24 protein-coding genes are annotated in these 26,123 nt (G+C 71.8%); 12 read left to right on the forward strand and 12 right to left on the reverse strand.

Annotated features, from left to right (window positions below; genetic code table 11):
* Positions 1-78: 78 nt before the first annotated feature.
* From ACFWJO_RS14545 to coxB, 3 genes are read right to left on the reverse strand one after another with little or no spacing between them, the layout of a single operon-like run.
* Entirely contained in the window at positions 79-477 is a 399-nt protein-coding gene (locus tag ACFWJO_RS14545; protein WP_384421554.1) for a cytochrome c oxidase subunit 4, read from the reverse strand.
* Positions 474-2,210 carry a cytochrome c oxidase subunit I gene (gene ctaD / locus ACFWJO_RS14550; protein ID WP_386865043.1) on the reverse strand — a complete coding sequence of 579 codons (1,737 nt, stop codon included), beginning with the start codon at positions 2,208-2,210 and terminating at the stop codon, positions 474-476. Before ctaD ends, ACFWJO_RS14545 begins: the two co-directional genes overlap by 4 nt.
* Positions 2,207-3,172, reverse strand: coding sequence for a cytochrome c oxidase subunit II (coxB, locus tag ACFWJO_RS14555; RefSeq protein WP_386865044.1), 966 nt, complete (start codon positions 3,170-3,172; stop codon positions 2,207-2,209). The genes ctaD and coxB overlap by 4 nt, the downstream gene beginning before the upstream one ends.
* A 325-nt stretch (positions 3,173-3,497) precedes the next feature.
* On the opposite strand from coxB, the gene ACFWJO_RS14560 reads away from it, so the two are divergent.
* Positions 3,498-4,883: a cysteine desulfurase/sulfurtransferase TusA family protein gene (locus ACFWJO_RS14560; protein WP_386865045.1), complete on the forward strand. Its 1,386-nt coding sequence runs from the start codon at positions 3,498-3,500 to the stop codon at positions 4,881-4,883.
* A gap of 53 nt (positions 4,884-4,936) precedes the next feature.
* On the opposite strand, the gene ACFWJO_RS14565 is transcribed toward ACFWJO_RS14560, so the two are convergent.
* Complete coding sequence (locus tag ACFWJO_RS14565) at positions 4,937-5,911, reverse strand: carbohydrate kinase family protein (protein ID WP_386865046.1); 975 nt, start codon at positions 5,909-5,911, stop codon at positions 4,937-4,939.
* 131 nt (positions 5,912-6,042) lie between these two features.
* On the opposite strand from ACFWJO_RS14565, the gene ACFWJO_RS14570 reads away from it, so the two are divergent.
* Positions 6,043-6,249, forward strand: a complete 207-nt coding sequence (locus ACFWJO_RS14570) for a hypothetical protein (protein ID WP_386865047.1) — start codon at positions 6,043-6,045, stop codon at positions 6,247-6,249.
* A gap of 125 nt (positions 6,250-6,374) precedes the next feature.
* Entirely contained in the window at positions 6,375-7,892 is a 1,518-nt protein-coding gene (locus tag ACFWJO_RS14575) for a hypothetical protein (protein ID WP_386865048.1), read from the forward strand.
* Between the two features lie 95 nt (positions 7,893-7,987).
* On the opposite strand, the gene ACFWJO_RS14580 is transcribed toward ACFWJO_RS14575, so the two are convergent.
* Positions 7,988-8,344, reverse strand: a complete 357-nt coding sequence (locus ACFWJO_RS14580) for an iron-sulfur cluster assembly accessory protein (protein WP_019885637.1) — start codon at positions 8,342-8,344, stop codon at positions 7,988-7,990.
* A gap of 269 nt (positions 8,345-8,613) precedes the next feature.
* On the opposite strand from ACFWJO_RS14580, the gene nadA reads away from it, so the two are divergent.
* Positions 8,614-9,801, forward strand: a complete 1,188-nt coding sequence (gene nadA, locus ACFWJO_RS14585; protein ID WP_384421541.1) for a quinolinate synthase NadA — start codon at positions 8,614-8,616, stop codon at positions 9,799-9,801.
* An 88-nt stretch (positions 9,802-9,889) separates the two neighbouring features.
* Here the strand turns inward: nadA and ACFWJO_RS14590 are convergent, their stop codons facing one another.
* The 5 genes from ACFWJO_RS14590 to ACFWJO_RS14610 form a co-directional block, all read right to left on the reverse strand.
* Positions 9,890-13,015 carry an efflux RND transporter permease subunit gene (locus ACFWJO_RS14590; RefSeq protein WP_386865049.1) on the reverse strand — a complete coding sequence of 1,042 codons (3,126 nt, stop codon included), beginning with the start codon at positions 13,013-13,015 and terminating at the stop codon, positions 9,890-9,892.
* A gap of 160 nt (positions 13,016-13,175) precedes the next feature.
* Positions 13,176-13,880 carry a response regulator gene (locus tag ACFWJO_RS14595; RefSeq protein ID WP_386865050.1) on the reverse strand — a complete coding sequence of 235 codons (705 nt, stop codon included), beginning with the start codon at positions 13,878-13,880 and terminating at the stop codon, positions 13,176-13,178.
* Positions 13,877-15,118, reverse strand: coding sequence for a sensor histidine kinase (locus ACFWJO_RS14600; RefSeq protein WP_384421536.1), 1,242 nt, complete (start codon positions 15,116-15,118; stop codon positions 13,877-13,879). Before ACFWJO_RS14600 ends, ACFWJO_RS14595 begins: the two co-directional genes overlap by 4 nt.
* Before the next feature lie 79 nt (positions 15,119-15,197).
* A complete protein-coding gene (locus ACFWJO_RS14605; protein ID WP_386865051.1) occupies positions 15,198-15,476 on the reverse strand; it encodes a hypothetical protein in 279 nt (92 codons plus the stop codon).
* Between the two features lie 26 nt (positions 15,477-15,502).
* On the reverse strand, positions 15,503-16,297 hold the full coding sequence (locus tag ACFWJO_RS14610; protein WP_384421533.1) for a PspA/IM30 family protein: 795 nt from the start codon (positions 16,295-16,297) through the stop codon (positions 15,503-15,505).
* A gap of 259 nt (positions 16,298-16,556) precedes the next feature.
* Here ACFWJO_RS14610 and ACFWJO_RS14615 point away from each other — a divergent pair, with 259 nt between their 5' ends.
* The 3 genes from ACFWJO_RS14615 to ACFWJO_RS14625 all read left to right on the forward strand — a co-directional run bounded on the left by ACFWJO_RS14615 (position 16,557) and on the right by ACFWJO_RS14625 (position 19,125).
* Positions 16,557-17,159 carry a DUF3043 domain-containing protein gene (locus tag ACFWJO_RS14615; protein ID WP_386865052.1) on the forward strand — a complete coding sequence of 201 codons (603 nt, stop codon included), beginning with the start codon at positions 16,557-16,559 and terminating at the stop codon, positions 17,157-17,159.
* Positions 17,160-17,215: 56 nt separating this feature from the next.
* Positions 17,216-17,962 carry a class I SAM-dependent methyltransferase gene (locus ACFWJO_RS14620; RefSeq protein WP_386865053.1) on the forward strand — a complete coding sequence of 249 codons (747 nt, stop codon included), beginning with the start codon at positions 17,216-17,218 and terminating at the stop codon, positions 17,960-17,962.
* 116 nt (positions 17,963-18,078) lie between these two features.
* Entirely contained in the window at positions 18,079-19,125 is a 1,047-nt protein-coding gene (locus ACFWJO_RS14625; protein ID WP_386865054.1) for a S1C family serine protease, read from the forward strand.
* A gap of 157 nt (positions 19,126-19,282) precedes the next feature.
* Here ACFWJO_RS14625 and ACFWJO_RS14630 read toward each other — a convergent pair whose 3' ends face one another.
* Positions 19,283-19,489 carry a hypothetical protein gene (locus tag ACFWJO_RS14630; RefSeq protein ID WP_386865055.1) on the reverse strand — a complete coding sequence of 69 codons (207 nt, stop codon included), beginning with the start codon at positions 19,487-19,489 and terminating at the stop codon, positions 19,283-19,285.
* A gap of 91 nt (positions 19,490-19,580) precedes the next feature.
* Here ACFWJO_RS14630 and ACFWJO_RS14635 point away from each other — a divergent pair, with 91 nt between their 5' ends.
* The 4 genes from ACFWJO_RS14635 (at position 19,581) to ACFWJO_RS14650 (ending at position 24,519) form a co-directional block, all read left to right on the forward strand.
* Positions 19,581-20,783, forward strand: coding sequence for a bifunctional adenosylcobinamide kinase/adenosylcobinamide-phosphate guanylyltransferase (locus ACFWJO_RS14635; protein WP_386865056.1), 1,203 nt, complete (start codon positions 19,581-19,583; stop codon positions 20,781-20,783).
* Positions 20,784-20,877: 94 nt separating this feature from the next.
* On the forward strand, positions 20,878-21,945 hold the full coding sequence (gene cobT / locus ACFWJO_RS14640; RefSeq protein WP_386865057.1) for a nicotinate-nucleotide--dimethylbenzimidazole phosphoribosyltransferase: 1,068 nt from the start codon (positions 20,878-20,880) through the stop codon (positions 21,943-21,945).
* Positions 21,946-22,045: 100 nt separating this feature from the next.
* Complete coding sequence (locus tag ACFWJO_RS14645; protein WP_386865058.1) at positions 22,046-23,806, forward strand: phosphatidylglycerol lysyltransferase domain-containing protein; 1,761 nt, start codon at positions 22,046-22,048, stop codon at positions 23,804-23,806.
* Entirely contained in the window at positions 23,803-24,519 is a 717-nt protein-coding gene (locus ACFWJO_RS14650; RefSeq protein ID WP_386865059.1) for a hypothetical protein, read from the forward strand. Before ACFWJO_RS14645 ends, ACFWJO_RS14650 begins: the two co-directional genes overlap by 4 nt.
* Here ACFWJO_RS14650 and ACFWJO_RS14655 read toward each other — a convergent pair.
* Entirely contained in the window at positions 24,456-25,223 is a 768-nt protein-coding gene (locus tag ACFWJO_RS14655; RefSeq protein ID WP_386865060.1) for a hypothetical protein, read from the reverse strand. The two genes, ACFWJO_RS14650 and ACFWJO_RS14655, sit on opposite strands and share 64 nt — an antisense overlap.
* A gap of 94 nt (positions 25,224-25,317) precedes the next feature.
* Between ACFWJO_RS14655 and ACFWJO_RS14660 the strand changes: the two genes are divergently transcribed.
* A complete protein-coding gene (locus ACFWJO_RS14660; protein WP_386865061.1) occupies positions 25,318-26,082 on the forward strand; it encodes an adenosylcobinamide-GDP ribazoletransferase in 765 nt (254 codons plus the stop codon).
* Positions 26,083-26,123 lie beyond the last annotated feature (41 nt).

Consider the following 26,123-nt stretch of genomic DNA (forward strand, 5'->3'; position numbering starts at 1 on the left):
ACAAACACAACAACCCCCCCCCCCCCCCCTCCCCCAACACCCCCCCCCCCCTGCCCCTCGGGGTGTTACGGGGTGCTGCTACTGGTTCTGGTTCTCACCGCGGTAGAACTCGAACACCCAGCCGAAGATGCCGACCAGGATCAGCGGGGTCGAGAAGTACAGCAGCCACCAGCCCATCGCGATGGCGAGGAAGGCGAGCGCACCGCCGACGGCCAGCGAGAGCGGCTGCCAGCTGTGGGGGGCGAAGAAGCCCACCTCGCCGGCCTCGTCCGCGACGTCGGCCTCCTTGTCGTCCTGCGCCATGGCGTCGACCCGCTTGGCCGTGAAGGCCAGGTAGTAGCCGATCATGATGCAGAGACCGAACGCCAGGAACAGCGCCGTCGTACCGACCGGCTCCTTCGACCACACGCCATAGACGATCGCCATGGCGAGGACGAAGACGCTCAGCCAGATGAACATCTTGCCCTGGATCTTCACTTGCCGGCCTCCTTGCCGCCGCTGAGGGCCGCCACCTCGTGAGGCTTGTTCTCGAGCTGGTCGAGAGCCGCGATCTCAGGGTGGTGCAGGTCGAACGCCGGGGATTCGGAACGGATCCGCGGCAGGGTGAGGAAGTTGTGCCGCGGCGGCGGGCAGGACGTCGCCCACTCGAGCGAACGGCCGTAGCCCCACGGGTCGTCGACCTCGATCTTCTTGCCGTACTTGGCGGTCTTCCAGATGTTGTAGAAGAACGGCAGGATCGACAGGCCGAGCAGGAACGAGGAGATCGTCGAGATCGTGTTCAGCGCGGTGAAGCCGTCGGCGTCGAGGTAGTCCGCGTAACGACGCGGCATGCCCTCGGCACCGAGCCAGTGCTGCACCAGGAACGTGCCGTGGAAGCCGATGAACAGCGTCCAGAAGGTGATCTTGCCGAGGCGCTCGTCCAGCATCTTGCCCGTGAACTTCGGCCACCAGAAGTGGAAGCCGGAGAACATCGCGAAGACCACGGTGCCGAAGACGACGTAGTGGAAGTGCGCGACCACGAAGTACGAGTCGGAGATGTGGAAGTCCATCGGGGGCGAGGCCAGGATGACGCCGGTCAGACCACCGAAGGTGAAGGTGATCAGGAAGCCGACGGCCCAGAGCATCGGGGTCTCGAAGGACAGCGAGCCCTTCCACATCGTTCCGATCCAGTTGAAGAACTTCACGCCGGTCGGAACGGCGATGAGGAACGTCATGAAGGAGAAGAACGGGAGGAGCACGCCACCGGTGACGTACATGTGGTGGGCCCACACGGTCACGGACAGACCGGCGATCGCGATGGTCGCGGCGACCAGACCGATGTAGCCGAACATCGGCTTGCGGCTGAAGACCGGGATGACCTCGGAGATGATGCCGAAGAACGGCAGGGCGATGATGTACACCTCAGGGTGTCCGAAGAACCAGAAGAGGTGCTGCCAGAGCAGTGCGCCGCCGTTGGCCGCGTCGAAGACGTGGGCACCGAACTTCCGGTCCGCCTCCAGGGCGAACAGCGCGGCCGCCAGGACCGGGAAGGCCAGCAGGACCAGGACACCGGTCAGCAGCACGTTCCAGGTGAAGATCGGCATGCGGAACATCGTCATGCCCGGGGCGCGCATGCAGATGATCGTGGTGATGAAGTTGACCGAGCCGAGGATCGTGCCGAAGCCGGAGAAGGCCAGACCCATGATCCACATGTCGGCGCCGACGCCCGGCGAGCGGACCGCGTCCGACAGCGGGGAGTAGGCGAACCAGCCGAAGTCGGCGGCACCCTGCGGGGTGAGGAAGCCGGCCACCGCGATGATCGAGCCGAAGAGGTACAGCCAGTAGGCGAACATGTTCAGCCGCGGGAACGCCACGTCGGGCGCGCCGATCTGCAGCGGCATGATCCAGTTCGCGAAACCGGCGAACAGCGGCGTCGCGAACATCAGCAGCATGATCGTGCCGTGCATCGTGAACGCCTGGTTGAACTGCTCGTTCGACATGATCTGCGTGCCCGGACGGGCCAGCTCGGCGCGCATGAAGAGCGCCATCAGGCCGCCGACGCAGAAGAAGGCGAACGACGTGACCAGGTACATCGTGCCGATGGTCTTGTGGTCGGTGGTCGTCAGCCACTTCACCACGACGTTGCCGGGCTGCTTGCGGCGAACCGGGAGCTCGTTCTCGTACGAGTCCTCAGCCGCGGCCGCACCCTGGGGTTCGTTGAGGATGCTCACAGTTGCTTCTTCTCCGCATTCCTGGCCGGGTCCGTCTGCGCAATGCCCGACGGGATGTAGCCGGTCTGCCCCTTCTCCGCCAGCTCCTTCAGGTGCTGCTGGTAGCGCTCCGGGGAGACCACCTTGACGTTGAAGAGCATCCGGGAGTGGTCGACACCGCACAGCTCGGCGCACTTGCCGAGGAAGGTGCCCTCCTGGGTCGGGGTGACCTCGAAGGCGTTCGGGTGACCCGGGATGACGTCCTGCTTCATCAGGAAGGGGACCACCCAGAAGGAGTGGATGACGTCACGGGAGGTCAGGACGAACCGGACCTTCTCACCCTTGGGCAGCCACAGGGTCGGGCCCGGGTTGCCGGTCTGCGGGTTCCGCGTGCCGGGGATGCCGTAGTCGTAGACGCCGCCGGCGTTGTCCGGCAGCGCGTTCTTGTACCGGTCCGGGAGCGTCGCGAGGTTCTTGTCCGTCTTCGCGTCGCCGGTCACACCGGGCACGTTCTCGATGTAGTTGAAGCCCCAGCTCCACTGGTAGCCGACCACGTTGATGGTGTGGGCGGGCTTGGCGGAGAGCTCGAGGAGCTTGGACTCGTCGCGCGCGGTGAAGTAGAAGAGCACCGAGACGATGATGAGCGGGGTGACCGTGTACAGCGCCTCGATCGGCATGTTGTAACGGGTCTGCGGGGGTACCTCGACCTTGGTGCGGCTGCGCCGGTGGAAGATGGTGGCCCACAGGATGAGGCCCCACACCAGCACGCCGGTGGCGAGCGCGGCCGCCCACGAGCCCTGCCAGAGGGAGAGGATCCGCGGAGCCTCTTCCGTCACGGGGGTGGGCATGCCAAGGCGAGGGAAGTCTTCCCAGTTGTACGAGCAGCCGGTGGCTGTCGCCAGGATCAGGCCCGCAGTCAGCACCTGCGGCAGCTTCCGCCGCATCGGGCGCCGCGACGAGCGGTCGGAGCCGTTGGGACTCACGTAGCGCCTTCCCGAGAGTCTCGGCCCGCGTAGGTCGGCTGCCACGGCCGTCCGTCTCGCTGGTCGGTCGCCGCCCCGGCCGCGGGCAGGGGTTTGGATGTTTATGCGGACCAAACCCTACTGGACGCTATTTGGGGTCGCGCGGGGAGGGTGCCCAACGCGCCGTCCGAGTCCCCGAAGGAGTGGACCGGGGCGTTCCGCGGAGGGTTTTCCGGGGGCCGTACGGCCGTCGACCGGCGGCCGGGGCGCCGGTTCTGACGAGGGATCACGCGGGCCGGGCCGGGGCCTGCTCGGGGTTCGCGGCGACAGGCCCTACCGTGGGCGGATGCCGTACTTCGACGCCGCGTCCGCCGCTCCGCCGCACCCCGTCGCCCGCCAGGCGCTCCTGGCCGCCCTGGACGAGGGCTGGGCCGATCCGGCCCGGCTGTACCGGGAGGGGCGGCGGGCCCGGCTGCTGCTGGACGCGGCACGGGAGGCCGCGGCGGAGGCGGTGGGCTGCCGCCCGGACGAGCTGGTCTTCACTCCTTCGGGGACGCGCGCGGTTCACACGGGAATCTCCGGGGCGCTCGCCGGGCGCCGGCGCGTCGGGGACCGGCTCGTGGTGTCGGCCGTCGAACACTCCTCCGTGCTGCACGCCGGCGAGGCGCACGCGGCGGCGGGCGGGACGGTGGCCGAGGTGCCGGTGAGCAGGTCGGGCGCGGTGGACCCGGAGCGCTTCGCGGCGGCGCTCGACGCCCGTACCGCGCTGGCCTGTCTGCAGTCGGCCAACCACGAGGTGGGGACCGAGCAGCCGGTCGCCGAGGTGGCGGAGGTCTGCCGGGCGGCGGGGGTGCCGCTGCTCGTGGACGCGGCGCAGTCGCTCGGCTGGGGGCCGGTGGCGGAGGGCTGGTCGCTGCTCACGGCGAGCGCGCACAAGTGGGGCGGCCCGTCGGGCGTGGGGCTGCTCGCGGTGCGCAAGGGTGTCCGGTTCGCCCCGCAAGGTCCGGGTGACGAGCGGGAGTCGGGGCGGGCGCCGGGCTTCGAGAACCTGCCGGCGATCGTGGCGGCAGCGGCCTCGCTGCGGGCGGTACGGGCGGAGGCGGCGGCCGAGTCGGCGCGGCTGCGGGCCCTGGTGGACCGGATCCGGGCGCGGGTGCCGGAGCTGGTGCCGGACGTGGAGGTGGTCGGCGATCCGGTGCGGCGGCTGCCGCACCTGGTCACCTTCTCCTGTCTCTATGTCGACGGAGAGACGCTGCTGCACGAGCTGGACCGGGAGGGTTTCTCCGTTTCGTCCGGTTCGTCGTGTACGAGCTCCACGCTGACGCCCAGCCATGTGCTGCGCGCCATGGGCGTCCTGAGTGAGGGAAACGTCCGGGTCTCGCTGCCGGCGGGCACGGCGGAGGAGGACGTGGACCGCTTCCTCGCCGTCCTGCCGAGCCTGGTCGCCGGCGTGCGCGAGCGGCTCGGCGCCCCGCACCCGGCGGCCGTGTCGGAGGGGGCGCCGGACACGCTCCTGGTCGACGCCCTCGGCAAGCGCTGCCCGATCCCGGTGATCGAGCTGGCCAGGGTCATCGGCGACGTGCCCGTGGGCGGCACGGTGACCGTGCTCTCCGACGACGAGGCGGCCCGTCTGGACATCCCGGCCTGGTGCGAGATGCGCGGCCAGGAGTACGTGGGCGAGGAGCCGTCACCGAAGGGCGGCACCGCGTACGTGGTGCGCCGGGTGGCGTGACACGGCGGGACCCCGGGTGCCGTCGGGCGCCCGGGGTCCGGTGCTCGCGCGGATCAGGCCAGGTGGGCCTGGACCTCGGCGGCGGCCTCGTCGCCGTACGCCTTGGTGAAGCGCTCTATGAAGTTGGTGCGGCGCAGGGTGTACTCCTGGGTGCCCAGGGTCTCGATCACCAGGGTGGCGAGCATGCAGCCGACCTGGGCGGCGCGCTCCAGGCTGACGCCCCAGCCGAGGCCGGTCAGGAAGCCGGCCCGGAAGGCGTCGCCGACGCCGGTCGGGTCGACCTTGGCCTCCTCCTCCGGGCAGCCGACCTCGATCGGGTCCTCGCCGGCCCGCTCGATGCGCACGCCGCGCGAGCCGAGGGTGGTGACCCGGTGGCCGACCCGGCCGAGGATCTCCTCGTCGCTCCAGCCGGTCTTCGACTCGATGAGGCCCTTCTCGTACTCGTTGGAGAAGAGGTAGGCCGCGCCGTCCATGAGGGTGCGGATCTCCTCGCCGCCCATGCGGGCGATCTGCTGCGAGAAGTCGGCGGCGAAGGGGATCCGGCGGGTGCGGCACTCCTCGGTGTGGCGCAGCATCGCCTCGGGGTCGTCGGCGCCGATGAGGACCAGGTCGAGGCCGCCCACGCGGTCGGCGACGGCCTTGAGCTCGATCAGCCGGGCCTCGCTCATGGCGCCGGTGTAGAAGGAGCCGATCTGGTTGTGGTCCGTGTCGGTGGTGCACACGAAGCGGGCGGTGTGCAGCACCTCGGAGATGCGGACGGAGCCGGTGTCGACGCCGTGCCGGTCGAGCCAGGCGCGGTACTCGTCGAAGTCGTAGCCGGCCGCGCCCACCAGGATCGGGTTGCCGCCGAGCTGACCCATGCCGAAGCAGATGTTCGGAGCGACGCCGCCCCGGCGGACGTCGAGGTTGTCGACCAGGAACGACAGCGAGACCGTGTGGAGCTGGTCCGCGACGAGCTGGTCGGCGAACCTGCCGGGGAAGGTCATGAGGTGGTCGGTGGCGATGGAGCCGGTGACTGCGATACGCACGGCTGGGCGCTCCTGGTGGAGGGACGGCAATGACAGTTCACGCTACCGGCTGCGGGTGCGGAAGCCGAACAGCGGAAACTACCCCAGAGTAGGGCTTTTCCCCGGAGCCGGAGCGTGCGTACGGTGCGGCCATGACCGAGTACCCCGCTCCTCGTGAGCCCCAGGAGTCCGATTTCAGCCTCGCCGAGCTGTGCGGGGACGGCGCGCGGATGGCCCCGCACTGGGTGACTCCGTCAGGTCCGGCGGCCGCACCGGTGTCCCCCGCGCTGATCCACGGCGTCGAGGTGCCGGCCGCGTCGGCCAGACTGATCGCCGCCACCTCCGAGTACGGGGTCTGAGACACCCCCTGGAGCCGCCGGTCGGCCGCCGGTCCGCCACCGGTCCGCCGCCGGCCGTCACCGGCCCGGAGCAACCGGGGAACCGGAACCGCGTCGCCCTCGTCCCATGGGTGTCTTCCGCAGGGATGCCACGTCTGGAGGAGCACGCGGTGAGCAGCAGTACGGAGAACCGGCCCGGGAAGCGCGGTCCGCTTCTGGTCGCCTCGGTGGCGGCGGGAGTGCTCCTCGTGGGCGGCGGAGGCGTGTACTACGCCACCACGGCCCAGGGCGACGGCGGCGGCGCGAAGGCCGCCGAGGAGAAGGCCGCCGCTCCCCCGCCGCTGAAGCTGGGCGGCGCGACGGACGGCGGTCCGGGGATCGCGCCGGGCGAGCCGGACCCGGGCGGCGGCCCCAACGGGACCGTCTACACAGCCAAGGGCCCGCTCCCCCATGGGCCCTCCTCGGCCGCGGTCCACCGGCCCGAGGGCCGGGTCACCTCGGCGGAGGTGACCCGGCTCGCCGAGGCCCTGGGGATCCCGGGCACCCCGCAGCTGGTCGGCGAGGTGTGGCGGCTGGCCCCGGAGAAGGACGCCTCGGGGCTGCGCCTCGACGTGTCGGCGAAGGCGCCGGGCAGCTGGACGCTCAGCCGGTACGACGGCGGCCCGGTCGGCGACACCTGCCTCAAGGGCAAGGCCTGCCCTCTGCCCGGGGAGGCGAAGCCGACGGGCGGCTCACCGGTGAGCGAGGCCGCGGCGAAGGCGGCGGCCGCTCCGGTGCTCAAGGCGATCGGCCAAGACGACGCCAAGGTGGACGCGAGCCAGGTCATGAACGGCTCCGAGCGGGTGGTCAACGCCGACCCGGTGGTGGGCGGGCTGCCCACGTACGGCTGGTCCACGGGGATCCACATCGGCCCGGACGGGTCCGTGACGGCCGGCAGCGGGCGCCTGAAGGAGCCCGTGAAGGGCGACACCTATCCGGTGGTCGGCGCGGAGAAGGCGCTCGCCGAGCTGAACGAGGCCTCGAAGGGCACCGGCCCGATCGGCATCGGCGGTTGCGCCACGGACCCGCCGGCGGGCACGGCCGACCAGCCCCGGGACATGCCGCTGACCGAGGGCGACGGCAAGACCGAGGGCGGGACGGGGCAGGCCCCCTGCCAGACGACCGTCGACATGGCGCCGCCGGACGAGGTGGCGGTGACGGGCGCGGTGTTCGGTCTGGCCGCGCAGTACGTGGACGGCGAGCAGGTGCTCGTGCCGGCGTGGCTGTTCACGGCGCAGGCGAAGCCCGGGACCGAGCCGTACACAGTGGTGCGCACGGCGGTGGACGCGCGTTATCTGACCCCGCCGGCCAAGCCCTCGCCCACCCCCACGCCGGCGCCCGACCAGGGGACGGCGCCGGAGCGGCAGGTCACCTCGTTCACGACGGACGCCGGTGGCCGGAAGCTGTCGGTGACCTTCTGGGGCGGGGCGTGCTCCGACTACGCGGTGACGGCGGAGGAGAGCCCGCGGCAGGTCGTGGTGCGGATCAAGGAGACGCCGCGCGAGCCGGGCAGGGCCTGCATCATGGTCGCCCTGGAGATCACGAAGTCGGTGACGCTCCAGGCGCCGCTGGGTGACCGGCCGGTCGTGGACGGGGCGAGCAGCCAGGCGGTGCCCCGGCAGTAGGACGTCCGGCACCGCGCGAGAACGCGCGTGAGGGCGGCACCCGGACCTCCGGGTGCCGCCCTCACGCGTGCTATGGCTCGGCCGAGGCCTGCCGCTTAGCTGAAGCTGTCGCCGCAGGCGCAGGAGCCCGTGGCGTTCGGGTTGTCGATCGTGAAGCCCTGCTTCTCGATGGTGTCGACGAAGTCGATCGAGGCGCCGCCCAGGTACGGGGCGCTCATGCGGTCGGTGACGACCTTGACGCCGCCGAAGTCCTTGACGACGTCGCCGTCGAGCGAGCGCTCGTCGAAGAACAGCTGGTAACGCAGGCCGGAGCAGCCACCGGGCTGAACGGCGACGCGCAGCGCCAGGTCGTCACGGCCTTCCTGGTCGAGCAGGGCCTTGACCTTGGCCGCGGCGGCGTCGGACAGGAGGATGCCGTCGCTGACAGTGGTCTTCTCGTCCGATACGGACATCTGCTTCTCTCCCGGGTTGGTACGGAGACTGCTTGCCGACGGTTGCAACCGGCGGGGCCGCGGATTCATTCCGGGCCGAGGCGTGTCTTTCCCCTTCATGCTCGCACACCGCGCCCCGAGACGGGGAAGCCGAAGTCCGGGTACGTCCGGAGCGGCGGGAGGCGAATTCGTCACATCGACACTATGGACATCGTCAAAGTGACGTGAACCGGTTATGATAGATAGCGTCATTTAGACGAAAAGGCTTTACGAGGCTCACTGTAGAAAGGGTGCGTGACGTGACCACCGCCCAGCCCCTGGACGTCCAGCCGACGCCGCTCGCCCTTCTCCTGCTCGGCCGCGAGGCCGACCCCAAGAGTGAGCGTGGCGTGGAGTGCCCCGGCGACCTGCCGTCGCCGTCCGACCCCGACCTGGTGGAACGCGCCCGCGTCGCCAAGGAGAAGCTCGGGGACAAGGTCTTCGTCCTCGGGCACCACTACCAGCGCGACGAGGTCATCCAGTTCGCCGACGTCACCGGCGACTCCTTCAAGCTCGCCCGTGACGCCGCCGCCAAGCCGGAGGCCGAGTACATCGTCTTCTGCGGCGTGCACTTCATGGCCGAGTCGGCGGACATCCTGACCGGTGACGACCAGAAGGTCGTGCTGCCCGACCTGGCCGCCGGCTGCTCGATGGCCGACATGGCCACCGCCGAGCAGGTCGCCGAGTGCTGGGACGTGCTCACCGAGGCCGGCATAGCCGAGCAGGTCGTGCCCGTCTCGTACATGAACTCCTCCGCCGACATCAAGGCCTTCACCGGCAAGCACGGCGGCACCATCTGCACCTCGTCGAACGCGAAGCGCGCCCTGGACTGGGCCTTCGAGCAGGGCGAGAAGGTGCTCTTCCTGCCGGACCAGCACCTGGGCCGCAACACGGCCGTCCGCGACATGGGCATGTCGCTGGACGACTGCGTGGTCTACAACCCGCACAAGCCGAACGGCGGCCTGACCGCCGAGGAGCTGCGCGGCGCGAAGATGATCCTGTGGCGCGGGCACTGCTCGGTGCACGGCCGGTTCAGCCTGGACTCGGTCAACGACGTGCGCGAGCGCATCCCGGGCGTCAACGTGCTCGTCCACCCCGAGTGCAAGCACGAGGTCGTGGCCGCCGCCGACTACGTGGGCTCCACGGAGTACATCATCAAGACGCTGGAGGCGGCCCCGGCCGGCTCGAAGTGGGCCATCGGCACCGAGCTGAACCTGGTCCGCCGCCTGGCGAACCGCTTCGCCGACGAGGGCAAGGAGATCGTCTTCCTCGACAAGACGGTCTGCTTCTGCTCGACCATGAACCGGATCGACCTGCCGCACCTGGTGTGGACCCTGGAGTCCCTCGCCGAGGGCAACCTGGTCAACCGGATCCAGGTCGACAAGGAGACGGAGTCCTTCGCCAAGCTCGCCCTGGAGCGGATGCTGGCTCTGCCGTAACGATTCCTCGGTACGGAGGACGGCACGGACACACGGAAGGGGCGCCCCGCGCGTGCGGGGCGCCCCTTCGTCGTGCCTGCCGTGCGGATCAGACCGCGGCCGGCTCCTTCGCCTGCGGCGGGACCGGCGCGTCGCCCTCGCCGCCCTTCGCCGCCCGCCTGGCCGCCTTCTTCTTCGCGCGGCGCTCCTTGCGGAGCTCCACCATCGCGTAGAGCGTCGGGACGAGCAGCAGGGTCAGCAGCGTCGAGGTGATCAGGCCGCCGATCACCACCACGGCCAGCGGCTTCGCGATGAAGCCGCCCTCGCCGGTGATCCCGAGCGCCATCGGGAGCAGCGCGAAGATCGTCGCCAGGGCCGTCATCAGGATCGGTCGCAGACGGTGCCGTCCGCCCTCGATCACCGCTTCGACCACGCCCAGGCCCTGGGCCCGGTACTGGTTGATCAGGTCGATCAGCACGATCGCGTTGGTGACCACGATGCCGATCAGCATCAGCATGCCGATCATCGCCGGGACGCCCATGGGCGTGTCCGTCGCCACGAGCAGGCCGATGGCGCCGGTCGCCGCGAACGGGATGGAGACCAGCAGGATCAGCGGCTGGACCAGCGAGCGGAAGGTCGCGACCAGGAGCATGAAGACGATCGCGACGGCCGCGAGCATCGCCAGGGCCATGCTGCTCGCCGCCTCGGCCTGGTCCTCGGAGACACCGCCGATGGTGGCGGTGGCGCCGTCCGGGAGGTCGAGGCCGTCGATCTTCTTCTGGAGGGCCGCGCTGACCTCACCGGTGTTGTCGGTGGTCGGCTTGGCGGTGATCGTCGCCGCGCGGGCGCCGTCGATCCGGGTCATGGAGACCGGTCCCGCCACCAGCTCGACGGTGGCGACGTCGCCCAGCTTCACCGGGCCGAGCGGCAGCGCCTTCAGCTCGGCCAGGGTGGTGGCCGGCTTCGCCGAGGTGATCAGGACGTCCCGTTCGGTGTCGTCGAGGGTCGCCTTGGCGGCCGGGATGCCGCGCACGGCCTGGGAGACGACCATGCCGAGGGTGGTGTCGTCGAAGCCCGCGTCGGCGGCCTTCTCGTTGGCCTTCACCGAGATCCGGGGCACGGACTGCGACAGGTCGCTCTGGACGTCCGTGACGTCCTTCAGCTCCGCCACCGCGGTCCTGACCTGCTCGGAGGCCTTCTTCAGGACGGCCGGGTCGCCGGCCTTGACGACCACGCTCAGGTCCTGGTTGCCGAAGCCGTCACCGGCCGCGATGGAGGTGTCGCCGATCCCGTCGAGCCTGCCGAGCGCCGCGTCGATCGCGTCGCGGGTCTTCTCGTACGAGGCGGAGTCCTCCAGGGTGACCTGGAAGGAGGCCTGGTTGGAGCCGGTGCCGCCGCCGAAGGCCGCCATGAAACCGGAGGAGCCGACGGTGACCTGGTAGTCCTTGACGCCCTCGGTGTCGGCGAGGACCTTCTCGATCTTCTTCGCGGCCTCGTCGGAGGCGGCGAGGCTGGTGCCGGGCGCCAGCTTCTGCTTGACCGTCAGGACCTGCTGCTCGCCCTGGTCGAAGAAGTTGGTCTTGAGCAGGCCGCCCATTCCGAAGGTGCCGAAGAGCACCACGAGGGCGATGGCCACGCTGGTGAGACGGCGCCGGGTCGCGAACCGCAGCACCGGCACGTACGCGCGCTGCAGCCTGCTCCTGTTCTCCTTCTCCTCGGCCAGCCTGCGGGCCTCCTCCGGGTCCTCCGGGGTGCCCTTCGGGGCGCGGAGGAACCAGTACGAGAGGACCGGCACGACGGTGAGCGACACGAGCAGCGACGCGAGGAGCGCGGCGGTGACGGTCAGGCTGAACGAGCCGAAGAGCTCGCCGATCATGCCGCCGACCAGACCGATCGGCAGGAAGACGGCGACGGTGGTGAGCGTCGAGGAGGTGACCGCGCCGGCGACCTCCCTGACCGCCGTGATGATCGCGGCCTGGCGCTCCTCGCCGTAGCCGAGGTGCCGCTTGATGTTCTCCAGGACCACGATCGAGTCGTCGACGACCCGGCCGATGGCGATGGTGAGCGCGCCGAGGGTCAGCACGTTCAGCGACAGGTCGCGGGTCCACAGCACGATCAGGGCGAGGACGACCGACAGCGGGATGGAGACCGCGGTGACCAGGGTGGAGCGCAGCGAGGCGAGGAAGACCAGGATGACGAGGACGGCCATGACGAGGCCGAGCGCGCCCTCCGTGGTGAGGCCGGAGATCGACTTGGCGACGGCCGGGCCCTGGTCGGAGACCACGGTCAGCTCGGCGCCCGCGCCGAGGTCCTTGCGCAGCTGGGGCAGCTTGTCCTGGACCGCGTCGGAGATGGCGACGGCGCTGCCGTCCTTGTCCATGGTGGCCATGACGGCGAGGCTGGGCTTGCCGTCGGTGCGGGTGATGGAGACGCGGCGCGACTCCTCCTGCTCGACCGTGGCGACGTCGCCGAGTCGGACCGCCCTGCCCTTCTCGGGCTTGATCCGCAGGTCCTCGATCTGCTTGAGCGAGGTGTAGCCGCCGCCGACCTGGACGGTGCGGCTCTTGCCGGCCTCCGAGAAGGCGCCGGCGGGCATGGTGCCGCCGCCGTTCCTGATCGCCTCGGCGAGCTTCGCCGGGCTCAGGCCGGCCGCGGCGAGCCTGCGGTCGTCGGGCGTGACGGAGACCTGGAGGTCCTGCACCCCGTCGACGGTGACCTGGGCGACGCCGTCGATGTCCTCGAGGACCGGGACGACGGTCCTCTCCAGCTGGTCGGCGAGTGCCTGCTGGTCCTTGTCGGAGGTGACGGCGAGGACGACGGTCGGGATGTCGTCGGTGGAGCCGGCCACCACCTGCGGGTCGACCGAGTCGGGCAGCGTGGCGCGGGCCCGGTTCACGGCCTGCTGGACGTCGGCGACGAGCTGCTTGGTCCCCTCGTCCCCGTAGTCGAAGCTGGCCATGATGACGGCGCTGCCCTCGGAGGCGGTGGACGTGATGCCCTTGATGCCGTCGACGGCCTTGAGGTTGTTCTCGATCGGCTGGACCACCTGCTTCTCGACCACGTCGGGCGAGGCGCCCTGGTACGGGGCGAGGATCGAGACCATCGGGAGCTCGATCGAGGGGAACAGCTGCTGCTTCAGCTGCGGGATCGCGATCACTCCGAAGAGGAGCGCGACGAGGGACATCAGCCCGATCAGGGCCCGTTGCGCGAGGCTGAATCTGGACAGCCAGGACATGGGGACTCTCTTCTGTGGCGTACTCGGCGACCGGACACCCTCAGGGGCCCCCAGGGGTGTCCGCTTATACGATCAGCCACGCGAAGGGCCCGATCCTCGGCCCCCGGGCCCAATTCCTTATGCCGCGCATACCGCGTCTGGAGTACGCCCGCCCCCGGGGTCACTCCACCCTTGGACGTACGAGCCCCGACTCGTAGGCCGTGACGACCAGCTGGGCCCGGTCGCGGGCGCCCAGCTTGGCCATGGTCCGGTTCACATGGGTCTTCACGGTGAGCGGGCTGACGTCGAGCCGCTCGGCGATCTCGTCGTTGGAGTGGCCGCCCGCCACCAGGACGAGCACCTCGCGCTCGCGGGCGGTGAGCGCCGACAGGCGCTCGGAGTAGGCCGGTGCCTCCTGGCCCGCGTCCGCGCCGCCGCCCTGCGCGAGGAACGTGGCGATCAGGCCCTTCGTCGCGGCCGGCGAGAGCAGCGCCTCGCCCGCGTGCGCGACCCGGATGGCGCCGAGCAGCTCCTCCGGCTCCGCGCCCTTGCCCAGGAAGCCGGAGGCCCCGGCGCGCAGCGACTGCACCACGTACTCGTCCACCTCGAAGGTGGTCAGCATGACGATCCGTACGTCCGACAGCTCGGGGTCCGCGGTGATCAGGCGGGTGGCGGCCAGGCCGTCGGTGCCGGGCATCCGGATGTCCATGAGGACGACGTCCGCCTTGGTGGCCCGGGCCAGGGCCACCGCCTCGGCGCCGTCGGCGGCCTCGGCGACCACCTCCATGTCGGGCTCGGAGTTGACCAGGACCTTGAAGGCGCTGCGCAGCAGGGCCTGGTCGTCGGCGAGCAGCACCCTGATGGGCGTGCCCTCGTGGGTCGTCATGTGTCGTCGTCCTCCCCCGTGCGGCCGGTCACGGGCAGTATCGCCTGCACCCGGAAGCCGCCTCCGTAGCGGGGTGCGGCGGTCAGCGTGCCGCCCAGGGCGGTCACCCGCTCGCGCATGCCGACCAGGCCGTGCCCGCCGCCGGGCACGGGTTCGGCGATCAGCGGGCCGTCGTCAAGGACGGTGATCTCGACGGTGCGGCCGACCCGGACCACGCTGACCTCCGCCCTCGCCTCGGGCCCCGCGTGCTTGCGCACGTTGGTGAGCGACTCCTGGATGATCCGGTACGCGGCGAGGTCGACGGCCGCCGGCAGGGCGGCGCCGCCGTCGGTGCGGGCCAGCTCGACCGGGAGCCCGGCGTTGCGGAAGGTGGTCAGCAGGTCGTCGAGGACGGCGAGGCCCGACACCGGCTCCGTCGGGGCCTCCGGGTCGCCCGACTGGCGCAGCAGCCCGACCGTGGCACGCAGCTCGTCCAGCGCCGAACGGGAGGCGGTGCGCACGTGCGCCAGGGCCTCCTTGGCCTGGTCGGGGCGCTTGTCCATGACGTGCGCGGCGACCCCGGCCTGCACGTTCACCAGCGCGATGTGGTGGGCCACCACGTCGTGGAGGTCGCGGGCGATCCGCAGCCGTTCCTCCGCGACCCGCCGCCGGGCCTCCTCCTCGCGGCTGCGCTCGGCGCGCTCGGCCCGCTCCCGTATGGCGTCCACGAAGGCCCGGCGGCTGCGCACCGCGTCCCCGGCCGCCGCGGCCATCCCGGTCCAGGCGAAGACGCCCAGGTTCTCCTGCGCGTACCAGGGCGTCGGCCCGAAGACCATGGCGGCGAAGGTCACCGCGGTCATGGTGGCCAGGCCGAGCCGCCAGGTGGTGGGCCGGTCGGTGCGGGAGGCGACGGTGAAGAGGGCCACGACGGCGCTCATGGTGACCGGGGCCGGGCGTTCGTCGCCGATCAGCGCGACCAGGGAGAAGAGGGTGGTGGCCGCGAGCACCGCGATGGGCTGCCGGCGCCGGAACACCAGCGCGGCCGCCCCGAGCAGCATCAGGACCACGCCGAAGGCGGTGGGCACCCGGTCGCCGAAGGTGGGCCCGTCCGGGCTGCCGTGCGGGTCGGTGAAGGAGCCGGTGACCATGCACGCGAGCACGACGAGGGCCAGGCCCGCGTCGAAGGCCAGAGGATGCGCCCGCAGCCGGTGCCGGGTCCGCGCGAGCGGGGTCGCGAGCGGGGTGCCGTTGGTCGTCACAGCAGAAGACGGTACGGGGTCGCGGGGCCCGGACGCACCGATGCCCCGTCCGTGGGGAACGGGGCATCGGAAGGAGCGCTCAGCCGGGGATGAGGCCGTCGTCGGAGAGCATCGCCCGGACCTCGTCGAGACTCGCGTCAGGAGCGGGCAGGATCAGCTCGGAGGGTTCCAGCGCGTCGTCGGGCAGCGGCTCGCCGAGCTCCCGGACCGTGTCGAGCAGGGCGTGGAGCGTGCGGCGGAAGCCCGCCTCGTCGCCCGAGTCCATCTCCTCCAGGAGTTCGTCGTCGAGCTTGTTCAGCTCGGCGAAGTGACTGTCCGCCAGCGTGAGCTGGCCCTCCCCCATGATCCGTACGATCATGACGTGCCGTCCTCGTGCCGAAGGGGTTACTTCTCGAAGCGGGGCTGGGACTGCTGCTGGTTCTGGTTCTGCGCGGTGCCGTTGCCGCCCTCGATGGCCTGCTGCTGCGCCGAGGGCCCTCCGGCCAGCTCGGCCTTCATCCGCTGCAGCTCGAGCTCCACGTCCGTACCGCCGGAGAGCCGGTCGAGCTCCGCCTGGATGTCGTCCTTGGCCAGACCGGACTGGTCGTCGAGGGCGCCCGAGGCGAGCAGCTCGTCGATCGCGCCGGCCCGCGCCTGGAGCTGGGCGGTCTTGTCCTCGGCCCGCTGGATCGCCAGGCCGACGTCGCTCATCTCCTCCGAGATGCCGGAGAACGACTCGGCGATCCGGGTCTGCGCCTGGGCGGCCGTGTACGTCGCCTTGATCGTCTCCTTCTTCGTGCGGAAGGCGTCGACCTTGGCCTGGAGCCGCTGCGCGGCGAGGGTGAGCTTCTCCTCCTCGCCCTGCAGGGTCTGGTGCTGCACCTCCAGGTCGCTGACCTGCTGCTGCAGCGCGGCCCGCCGGGACAGCGCCTCGCGCGCCAGGTCCTCGCGGCCGAGCGCCAGCGCCTTGCGGCCCTGGTCCTCCAGCTTGGCGGACTGGCCCTGGAGCTGGTTCAGCTGCAGTTCGAGCCGCTTGCGGGAGGTCGCCACGTCGGCGACGCCGCGGCGCACCTTCTGCAGCAGCTCCAGCTGCTTCTGATAGGAGTAATCGAGGGTCTCGCGCGGATCCTCGGCCCGGTCGAGGGCCTTGTTTGCCTTCGCGCGGAAGATCATCCCCATACGCTTCATCACACCGCTCATGGGCTTCGCGCGCCCCCTTCTGACGGACTCGGCTCCAGCACTCCAACAAGAACCACAGTACGGTTCCTCTCTCCATTACCGCACTGTTCGGGGCCCGATGTGCTCCTCCCCAAGGACGAGTGGAGATCACCGCACCTCCGGCCCAGGGAGTAGGGAGACCCCTGGCCGCCCCGTTCCCCGCAGGCGGAGACGCAGGGTGTTAGCGGATCGTTCCCGGCCGTGCTGGGGTCCATGCCTGGCAGCACGTACCCTTGGCCTTGTGTTCCGTAGCCGTTCGAAGGATGAGAAGGCCCCCACCGACCAGGTGACGGCGGACCTCTCCAAGCAGCCCCGCGACCCTCAGGCCCCCAAGGGCCGCCCGACCCCGAAGCGGAGCGAGGCCCAGACCCAGCGCCGCCGGGCCCAGTCAGCGCCGCTGGACCGCAAGGAGGCCGCCAAGCGTCAGCGCGAGGCCCGCCGCGCGGACCTGGCCCGTCAGCGCGAGGCGCTGAACAGCGGTGACGAGCGCTTCCTGCCGGCCCGCGACAAGGGCCCGGTGCGGCGGTTCGTCCGCGACTTCGTCGACTCGCGCTTCGCGGTCGCGGAGTTCTTCCTGCCGATGGCCGTGGTGATCCTGATCCTGTCGCTGTTCGGCAACACCAACCGTCAGCTGCAGAACATCTCGCTGCTGCTGTGGGCCGGTGTCATCGTCATGATCGTCATCGACTCGATCGGCATCTGGCTCCGGCTGCGCAAGCAGCTGGCCGAGCGCTTCCCGAACGAGTCGAAGCGCGGCGCGATCGCGTACGGCCTGATGCGCACGCTCCAGATGCGCCGGCTGCGGCTGCCGAAGCCGCAGGTCAAGCGCGGAGAGCGGCCCTGAGCGCGGAGGAATCGGCCGCGGGCGGGGTGCTGCCCGTCGTCGGACCCTGGTCCGCCGTGCCCGGCGGGCTGCGCGACACCGTCCGCCAGGAGCTGATCGCGCGCCAGCTCGACGAGCAGATAGCCGCCCGCTACCCGGTGGGGCAGCGGCTGCGGATCCTCGACGCGGGCATGGGCCAGGGCACCCAGGCGCTGCGCCTGGCCCGCGCCGGTCACACCGTGACCGGCCTGGAGGCCGATCCCGAGCTGCTCAAGACCGCGCGCGAGTCGCTGGCGACCGAACCCGCCGGCATCCGCGAGCGGGTCCGGCTGATCGAGGGCGACGGGCGCGAGACCGGGGTGCACTTCCTGCCCGGCAGCTTCGACGTCGTGCTGTGCCACGGCGTGCTCCTGCACGCCGACGAACCGGACGCGCTGCTCGCGGGCCTGGCCCGGATGCTGGCGCCCGGCGGTCTGCTGTCCCTGGTGGTACGGAACGCGGAGGCGCTGGCCATGCGGCCGGGCCTCGCCGGGGACTGGGCGGGCGCGCTCGCCGGCTTCGACGCGGACGTCGACACCGACGGGAGCGGCGCGAAGGTACGGGCCGACCGCCTGGACGCGCTCACGTCGACCCTCGCCGGCATCGCGGCGCCGCTGCACGCCTGGTACGGCGTGCACGTCTTCACCGACGGCATCCGCGGCGACGTCGGCCTGCCGGCCGCCGACGAACTGGAACGCCTCCTGGCCGCCGAGGACCGCGCCGGCCGGACGGACCCGTACCGCCGGATCGCCGGACTGCTGCATCTCTGCGGGGTCCGCGGCTGAGTCCGGGACTCAAGGGGCCCGCCGGTAGCCGGACAGCGCCGCCGGGCCCTGCCCCTGCCCCCTGATCGGGCGACTTCACCGAGGCGTCGGGTTGCGGGGGCGCGGAGACTTCGGTCATGAGACGTCTCCTGCTTCCCCTCGCCGCCGGGACCTGCGCCGTCGCCCTGCTCGGCGGCTGTTCGGCCGGGCCCGCGCCCCGGGCCGAGCGGTCCACCCAGGCGGCCGCCGTCCCGCTGTCCGCCAACGAGCTCCAGGACGACTACCAGTCGGTGATCAGGAACGTGCTGCCGTCGGTCGTCCAGATCGACGCGTCGGAGAGCCTGGGTTCGGGTGTCGTCTACGACGGGAAGGGCCACATCGTCACCAACGCGCACGTGGTCGGCGGGGAGCGGGTCTTCAGGGTCACGGCGGCCACGGGCGGGCAGCCGGTGACGGCGCGGCTGGTGTCGGCCTATCCCGAGCAGGACCTCGCGGTGATCCGGCTGGACAGCGTGCCGCAGGGTCTGAAGGCGGCGCGGTTCGGCGACTCGGCGAAGGTCGACATGGGCCAGATCGTGCTGGCGATGGGCTCGCCGCTGGGCCTGTCCGGGAGCGTCACCCAGGGCATCGTCTCGGCGACCGGACGCACCGTCAGCGAGGGCCGCGCGGGCGGCGGGACCGGCGCGACGATCGGCAACATGGTGCAGACCTCGGCCGCGATCAACCCGGGCAACAGCGGCGGCGCGCTGGTGAACCTGGACAGCGAGGTCATCGGCATCCCGACGCTGGCGGCGACCAACCCGGAGCTGGGCGGCGGTTCGGCACCGGGCATCGGCTTCGCGATCCCCGCGTCGATGGTGCGGACGGTGGCCGACCAGATCATCGCGACGGGCAAGGTGACGGACTCGGGCCGGGCGGCGCTCAACATCACGGGCCGTACGGTCCTGGACGACGCCTACGAGCCGGCGGGCGTCGCGATCGTCGAGGCCCAGCCGGGCGGGGCGGCGGCCAGGGCCGGGCTGAGGGCCGGTGACGTCATCACCAGGCTGGGCGACGACCCGATCACGACGATCACGTCGCTGTCGGAGTCGCTGGCGGCGCGCAAGCCGGGCGAGAAGGTGACGGTGGTGTTCACCCGGGGCGACCGGGAGGACAAGGCCGAGGTCACCCTCGGCGAGATCTAGGACGTCGCTTCCGGATCCGGGCCGCTCTTCGGGATCTCGGCCGCTCTTCCGGATGTAGGCCGTTCTCCCGACTCGGCCGGGCGGCGGGGCGCCGCGGTGCGGCACCCCGCCGTGGTCGGTCATTTCTCCTTGTGGTGCGGCGCCCCGCCGTCGGGGTTCAGTTCCCCGCGTCCAGCGGCATCGGGCCGTAGATCTTCGTGCCGTCCTCCGACAGCGTCACCTGGGCCGCGCCGCCGTCGAGGAGGGCGCGCCAGTGCTCGCCGAGCCAGGATTCCGCGTCGCCCTGGGTGGTGAACTCCTCAGGAGTCACCGTCGGCGGGACCTCGGTGCCGTCGGACTTCTCGAACCGCCACGTCCATGCCATGTCCGCCTCCTGGTGCTCACCGGATCATCGGTTTCCTGCCCGCAGCGTAGCCGGGCGCGCACCGCTTGCGGTGTCGCGGGAGGATCTAGGGGTGGAACTGACTCTGCTCGGCACCGGCGCCCCCCTCGGACTCCCCCGCCCCGACTGCCCGTGCGCGGTGTGCGCGCTGTCCCGTGGCGGCCGGGTGCGGGCCGCGACCTCGCTGCTGGTGGACGGGGCGCTGCTGCTGGATCTGACGCCGGGCGCCGCGCTGGCCGCCGCCCGTTCGGGGCACTCGCTGGTCGGCGTACGGCAGGTGCTGCTCACGCATCCGCACGACGGGCCGGCCGTGGAGGTGCCCGCGGGGCTGCCGACGGCGGGCCGGGTGCCGGACGGGCGGGAGCTGACGCTGATCAGCGGGCACCGGGTGCGGGCCGTCGCGATGGACTCGCCGGGCACCGGGTACGAGGTGACCTCGACGGACGGCGAGCGGCTGCTGTATCTGCCGCCGGGCGGTGCGGTCGCCGGGCTCGGTGAGGCGCACCGCACGCCGTACGACATGGTGATCGCCGACGTGACGGGGCGGCCGGACGGCCTGGCCCGGCTGCGGGCGAGCGGGGCCGTGGGGGCGGACACGGACGTGATCGCCGTGCACCTGGACCACGACGCGCCGACCGGGGCCGAGCTGGACCGGCGGCTGGCGGCGGCGGGGGCACGGGCGGTGCCGGACGGGACGACGCTGTACGTCGGCGAGTACCACGCGGTGCCGGAGGTGCCGCGGCGCACGCTGGTGACCGGCGGGGCCCGGTCGGGCAAGTCGGTGGAGGCCGAGCGGCGTCTGGAGACCTTCCCCGAGGTGCTGTACGTGGCCACGGGCGGGACCCGCGAGGGCGATCCGGAGTGGGCCCACCGGGTCGGCCTGCACCGGGAGCGGCGGCCGGGCTCCTGGCGCACGGAGGAGACCTGCGACCTGGTGCCGCTGCTCCGGGAGGACGGGCCCGCGCTGCTCGTCGACTGTCTGTCGCTGTGGCTGACGGACGCCATGGACCGGGTCGGTGCCTGGGACGACGACGCCTGGCGGAACGGCGGCCGGGAGGCACTGGGCGAGCGGGTCGCCGAACTGGTCGCGGCGGTGCGCGAGACGCGTCGTACGGTCGTCGCCGTGACCAACGAGGCGGGTTCGGGCGTGGTGCCGGCGACGGCGTCGGGGCGGCGCTTCCGGGACGAGCTGGGACGGCTCAACGCGGCCTTCGGCGACGAGTGCGAGCAGGTGCTGCTGGTGGTCGCGGGGCAGGCGCTGGTGCTCCGCGGGTAGGGTGCGAGCGACCGGGCCCTGCCGGACGGGTCCCGGAGGTGGTCCACCTGCCCGGCCCTGCCCACGACCGTTTGATTCCTAGGCGGAAGCAACCTTGAACCTCGACGACTTCTCCGATCTGATCGAGCGCCCCGACGGGGGGATACGGCGTGACGCCGAGGAGCGCAGGGAGCGGCTGAGTGTCCGTCCCGGTGCGCTCGGGCGGCTCGACGAGCTGGGCGAGTGGCTGTCGGCGGCCCAGGGCGCGGTCCCGGTGCGGCCGGTGGAGCAGCCGAAGGTGGTGCTGTTCGCGGGTGACCACGGGGTGGCCTCGCTCGACGTGTCCGGGCGGGCCGCCGGTGGCGCGTACGAGCTGGTGCGCGCGGTGCTCGACGGCGCGAGCCCGGTGGCGGTGCTCGCGCGGGCCCAGCAGGTGCCGGTGCGGGTCGTGGACGCGGGTCTCGACTGCGATCCGGAGCTGCTGCCGGCGGAGGTGACCCGGCGCCGGGTGCGGCGCGGTTCGGGCCGTATCGACGTGGAGGACGCGCTGACCGTCGAGGAGGCGCGCGAGGCCCTGGAGCTGGGGATCGCCGTCGCCGACGAGGAGGCCGACTCCGGGACCGATCTCGTGGTGCTCGGCGACGTGAGCGTGGGCGGCACCACGCCCGCCTCCACGCTCATCGCCGCGCTGTGCGGGACGGACGCCTCCGTGGTGACCGGGCGGGGCGGTGCCGGCATCGACGACCTGGCGTGGATGCGCAAGTGCGCGGCGATCAGGGACGCGCTGCGCCGGGCGCGGCCGGTGCTCGGCGACCAGCTGGAGCTGCTCGCGGCGGTGGGCGGCGCCGATCTGGCGGCGATGACCGGCTTCCTGCTGCAGGCCTCGGTGCGGCGGATGCCGGTGGTGCTCGACGGCGTGGTGGGCGCGGCCTGTGCCCTGGTGGCGCAGCGTGCGGCGTTCCGGGCGCCGGACTGGTGGCTGGCGGGCCAGGTGAGCGGGGAGCCGGCGCAGGCGAAGGCGCTGGACCGGATGGCGCTCAACCCTCTGCTCGACCACGGCGTCACTGTGGGCGAGGGAACCGGGGCCCTGCTCGCGCTTCCCCTCGTCCGGGCCGCCGCCGCGCTGGCCGCGGAGCTGCCGGAGGTGACCTCTCCGGCGGCCGTACCGGCCGAGGAGAGCTGAGAACACGGATCACGGCACCGGATGCGACCGGGCCGCCACGCGCGGCGGGTCGCATCCTGCGACCGGCCGTGCGGAGCGATGCCCCATATGATCGCTTTTCATGGGAGAGGTCCGTTTGTCCAGCGAGGGAGCGCCCCAGAGCACGGTCCGTTCGCGGCGCAGCGCCGCGTTCGCCGTCTGGTATCTGCGGGTCGTCACGTTCATCAACTTCCTGAGCGCGGTGTGGGTCTCGTTCGGCCAGGACCTGCGCCGGCACAACGAGGACGACTACTTCACCCCGTACATGCTCACGGCGGGCTTCGCGTCGGGTGTCTTCACGCTCTTCCTGGCGATCACCATGCGCCGCCGCAAGCGGGCCGCCTGGATCCTGAACTTCGTCCTCTCCGGGCTCTTCCTGCTGCTCTTCGCGGTGGTGATGGTCTTCCCCGAGATCCGGCAGCACGCCCAGAACTGGATCTCGCTGGTCCTGACGGCGGCCTTCTTCACCGCGCTGCTGCTCGGCCGCAAGGAGTTCTACGCGAAGGGCGACCGCTCCAACCCGCTGCTCGCGACGGCGGTCGCGATCGGCGGACTGCTGGTCACCTCGCTGCTCGCCGCCGGCCTGGTCACGATCACCAACGAGTCGTCCGGCCACTCCACGTTCCTGGAGCGCTGGCGCTACGGCGTAATGCGGCTGATCACCGTGGCCGCCGACGACTCGCGCTTCCCCGGCATCGCCACGCCGGGCTGGGTGAACGTGGTCATCAACGTGATGTCCACGCTGCTGCTGTTCGCCGTGCTCTTCGCGGCCTTCCGCTCCCGCCGGGCCGTCGACCCGCTGACCGAGGAGGACGAGGACCGGCTGCGGGTGCTGCTCGACAAGCACGGCGACCGGGACTCGCTCGGCTACTTCGCGCTGCGCCGCGAGAAGAGCGTGATCTGGTCGCCCAGCGAGAAGGCGGCCATCGCCTACCGGGTGGTGGGCGGGGTGTCGCTGGCCTCCGGCGACCCGATCGGCGACCCGGAGGCCTGGCCCGGCGCCATCGAGCCCTGGCTGGCCGAGGCCCGCGAGCACGGCTGGATCCCGGCCGTGATGGGGGCGAGCGAGGAGGCCGGCACGATCTACGCCCGGCACGGGCTCGACGCCCTGGAGCTGGGCGACGAGGCGATCGTCGAGACGGACGAGTTCACGCTGGACGGGCGGGCCATGCGCACGGTCCGGCAGGCCTTCAACCGGGTCAAGCGGGCCGGTTACGAGGTCCGGATCCGGCGCCACGAGGACATCCCGGCCGCGGAGATGGACGAGCTGCTCCGCAAGGCCGACGACTGGCGCGACGGCGCGACCGAGCGCGGCTTCTCCATGGCGCTCGGGCGGCTCGGCGACCCGAGGGACGGGCGCTGCGTGATGCTGGAGTGCACCGATGACGAGGGTGAGCTGCGGGCGCTGCTGTCCTTCGTGCCGTGGGGACCGAAGGGCCTCTCGCTCGACCTGATGCGCCGGGACCGGGACTCCGAGAACGGCCTGATGGAGTTCATGGTCATCGAGCTGCTCCAGCGGGCGAAGGAGATCGGGATCACTCAGGTCTCGCTGAACTTCGCGATGTTCCGGTCCGTCTTCGAACGCGGCTCGAAGCTCGGGGCGGGACCCGTGCTGCGGATGTGGCGTTCGCTGCTCAGCTTCTTCTCCCGCTGGTGGCAGATCGAGTCGCTGTACCGTGCCAACGCCAAGTACCGACCGATCTGGGAGCCCCGATTCATGCTCTTCGAGAAGAGCGCCGACCTGCTGCGGATCGGCCTCGCCGCCGGCCGCGCCGAAGGCTTTCTGGAGGCCCCCGGGCTGCCCAAGTGGATGCACCGCCGGCATCTGGCGGGCCGGCGTTGAGCGGAGGCCTCAAGGGGTTCGCGCGCCGCGAGTGGGGCCCGCTGTCCGGCACGGTGCGGACGGCGCTCGTCACGCGCAAATGGCGCGCGATCCCGATGACCCTGACCGCCGTGTGCCTCACCTCGGTGTTCCAGATCGTGCAGAACCAGGACTGGGGCTACCAGCCGGTCCAGGACATCGGCTCGGTGCGGGCCGAGGACCCGCTGGGTCCCGCCCTGCTCCGTACCCCGCTGTCGCTGTTCGTCCCGGCACTCGACCTGCCCGTGTGGGGCGCGCTCGCGCAGATCCTGCTGGTCTTCGGGATCGCCGAGATCTGCCTCGGCCGGTGGCGGACCCTGGTCATCGCGTACGTGGCGACGCTCGCCGGCACGCTGTACGCCCGGGTGGGCATCGCCCTCGGTCCGGACGGCCCGCTGGGGCTGCCCGCCTCGGACGCGCAGGTGGTGGACACCGGCCCGTCGGCGGCGGTCGTCGGGCTCGCCGTGTACGTGTGCTGGCGCTACCGGGCCTGGTGGACCGGCTCGCTGGTGGTCGTGGCGATGGTCGTCGAGGTGATGATCAAGAACAACCTGGCCGGCAAGGAGCACCTGGCGGCGATCGCCGCGGTGCTGGTGATCATCGCGGTGCAGGAGTGGCGGGGGCGGCGCCGTCAGCGCGGCGGCGTGGAGCCGCGGCCGGGCACCCGCTCCTGGAAGCCGCCGATCAGGTCCTGAGCACGGCGGCGGACCCGGACCCAGCGCTTGTCGTGCCGGTAGGTGCGGATCCGGGAGCGGGCCCGGGCCCGGTGGCGGCGGCCGTAGAGGTGCCGGGACCACCAGGAGCCGGGCCGGGCCAGGCGGACGGCGCCGACGATCGCGACGAAGGGGATCAGGGTGCCGAGCACGGCCATCCGGAACTTGCCCTTCACCAAAGTGACGAGGACGAGGACGAAGTTCAGCACGAGGGTGAGGATGAAGGAGACCCGGTCCTGCCGCTCCTCCGCCGTGACGTCGTTGACGCCGAGCGGCGAGAAGCCGGCGAGCACGAGCAGGACCAGGGCCGCGGTGAGGACGACGACCTCGACGCTCTTGCGGCCGTCGTCCGACCAGTAGACGTCGTCGAGGTGGAGCACGAGCGCGAACTCGTCGAGGACCAGCCCGGCCCCGATCCCGAAGACCACGGCGAAGACCGCCGCCCCGACGCCGTGCCGGCCGCTGCCGACCGCACCGAACCCGCCGAGGATCGTGAGCACGACGCCCGGCACCACGTGGTGGATGTGCACCCCGCCCGAGGACACGTTCCGGAAGGGGCCCTTGCCGGCCCGGATGAGCCGGGTGACGGTCCGGGTGACGAGGAAGGTGAGCACGAACGAGGTCAGGGCGAGGAACATCGGGAGCTTCCCGGGTTCGACGATGTTGCGCGAGAACCAGTGACCCATGCCACCCTCTGCCTGTCGCTCGGTGCCGTTTCGTCAGTTTTCTTTCCTTTGGGGCCAATTTAGCCTCCCGCGCGTGGGCACTACCCTTCCGCGGATGGACGGCCTGCGTTTCGCCTTCGGCACCCTCACCGTGCTTCCCGCCCGCATCACCCGCTGGGACCGTGACGCGGCCCGCGCCGGGATGCTCTGCGCCCCGCTCGCGGGCCTGGTCGTCGGCCTGTTCGCGGCGGCGGTCGGCGGCGTCTTCCTGCTGCTCGGCGCGGGCCCGCTGCTCGCCGCGGTGCTCACCGTCGCCGTCCCCGCGCTGCTGACCCGCGGCCTGCACCTCGACGGGCTGGCCGACACCGCCGACGGACTGGGCAGCGGGAAGCCCGCCGAGGACGCGCTGCGCATCATGAAGCAGTCCGACATCGGCCCCTTCGGCGTCATCACCCTCGTCCTGGCACTGCTCGCCCAGGTCGCCGCGCTGTACCAGCTGTACGGGGAGGGCTGGGCGGCCGGCACGGTCGCCGCCGCGCTCGCCGCGACCGTCGCCCGGCTCGCCCTCACCCACGCCTCCCGCACCGGCGTCCCGGCCGCCCGCCCCGAGGGCCTCGGCGCGGTCGTCGCGGCGACCGTCCCGCTCCGCGCGGCCGCCCTGGCGACCGCCGCGGTCCTGCTGCTGTGCGCGGCCTCCGGCGCCCTGCTCTCCCCGTACGACGCCGCACGCCACGTGCTGGCCGCGGTCGCCGCACTGGCCGCGGCGGAACTGCTGCTGCGCCGGTGCGTACGGCGCTTCGGCGGGGTGACGGGCGATGTCTTCGGCGCCGTGGAGGAGACGGCGGCGACGGCGGCACTGGTGGCGCTGACGCTCGGCTGACGCCCGGGTGACCAAGCCGTGACCTGCGCGGAGGGCAACCT

The sequence above is a fragment of the Streptomyces sp. NPDC127092 genome, assembly GCF_042722475.1.
GTDB lineage: Bacteria > Actinomycetota > Actinomycetes > Streptomycetales > Streptomycetaceae > Streptomyces.

Coding starts and splice junctions, on each gene's coding strand:
- ACFWJO_RS14630 (WP_386865055.1), bottom strand. CDS start 19,489: ATGGCATGGACGTGGCGGTTCGAGAAGTCCGACGGCACCGAGGTCCCG.
- ACFWJO_RS14610 (WP_384421533.1), bottom strand. CDS start 16,297: ATGAGCGGTGTGATGAAGCGTATGGGGATGATCTTCCGCGCGAAGGCA.
- ACFWJO_RS14625 (WP_386865054.1), top strand. CDS start 18,079: ATGAGACGTCTCCTGCTTCCCCTCGCCGCCGGGACCTGCGCCGTCGCC.
- ACFWJO_RS14560 (WP_386865045.1), top strand. CDS start 3,498: ATGCCGTACTTCGACGCCGCGTCCGCCGCTCCGCCGCACCCCGTCGCC.
- ACFWJO_RS14580 (WP_019885637.1), bottom strand. CDS start 8,344: ATGTCCGTATCGGACGAGAAGACCACTGTCAGCGACGGCATCCTCCTG.
- ACFWJO_RS14645 (WP_386865058.1), top strand. CDS start 22,046: ATGGGAGAGGTCCGTTTGTCCAGCGAGGGAGCGCCCCAGAGCACGGTC.
- ACFWJO_RS14570 (WP_386865047.1), top strand. CDS start 6,043: ATGACCGAGTACCCCGCTCCTCGTGAGCCCCAGGAGTCCGATTTCAGC.
- ACFWJO_RS14595 (WP_386865050.1), bottom strand. CDS start 13,880: ATGACGACCCACGAGGGCACGCCCATCAGGGTGCTGCTCGCCGACGAC.
- ACFWJO_RS14655 (WP_386865060.1), bottom strand. CDS start 25,223: ATGGGTCACTGGTTCTCGCGCAACATCGTCGAACCCGGGAAGCTCCCG.
- ACFWJO_RS14575 (WP_386865048.1), top strand. CDS start 6,375: ATGCCACGTCTGGAGGAGCACGCGGTGAGCAGCAGTACGGAGAACCGG.
- ACFWJO_RS14590 (WP_386865049.1), bottom strand. CDS start 13,015: ATGTCCTGGCTGTCCAGATTCAGCCTCGCGCAACGGGCCCTGATCGGG.
- ACFWJO_RS14660 (WP_386865061.1), top strand. CDS start 25,318: ATGGACGGCCTGCGTTTCGCCTTCGGCACCCTCACCGTGCTTCCCGCC.
- ACFWJO_RS14605 (WP_386865051.1), bottom strand. CDS start 15,476: ATGATCGTACGGATCATGGGGGAGGGCCAGCTCACGCTGGCGGACAGT.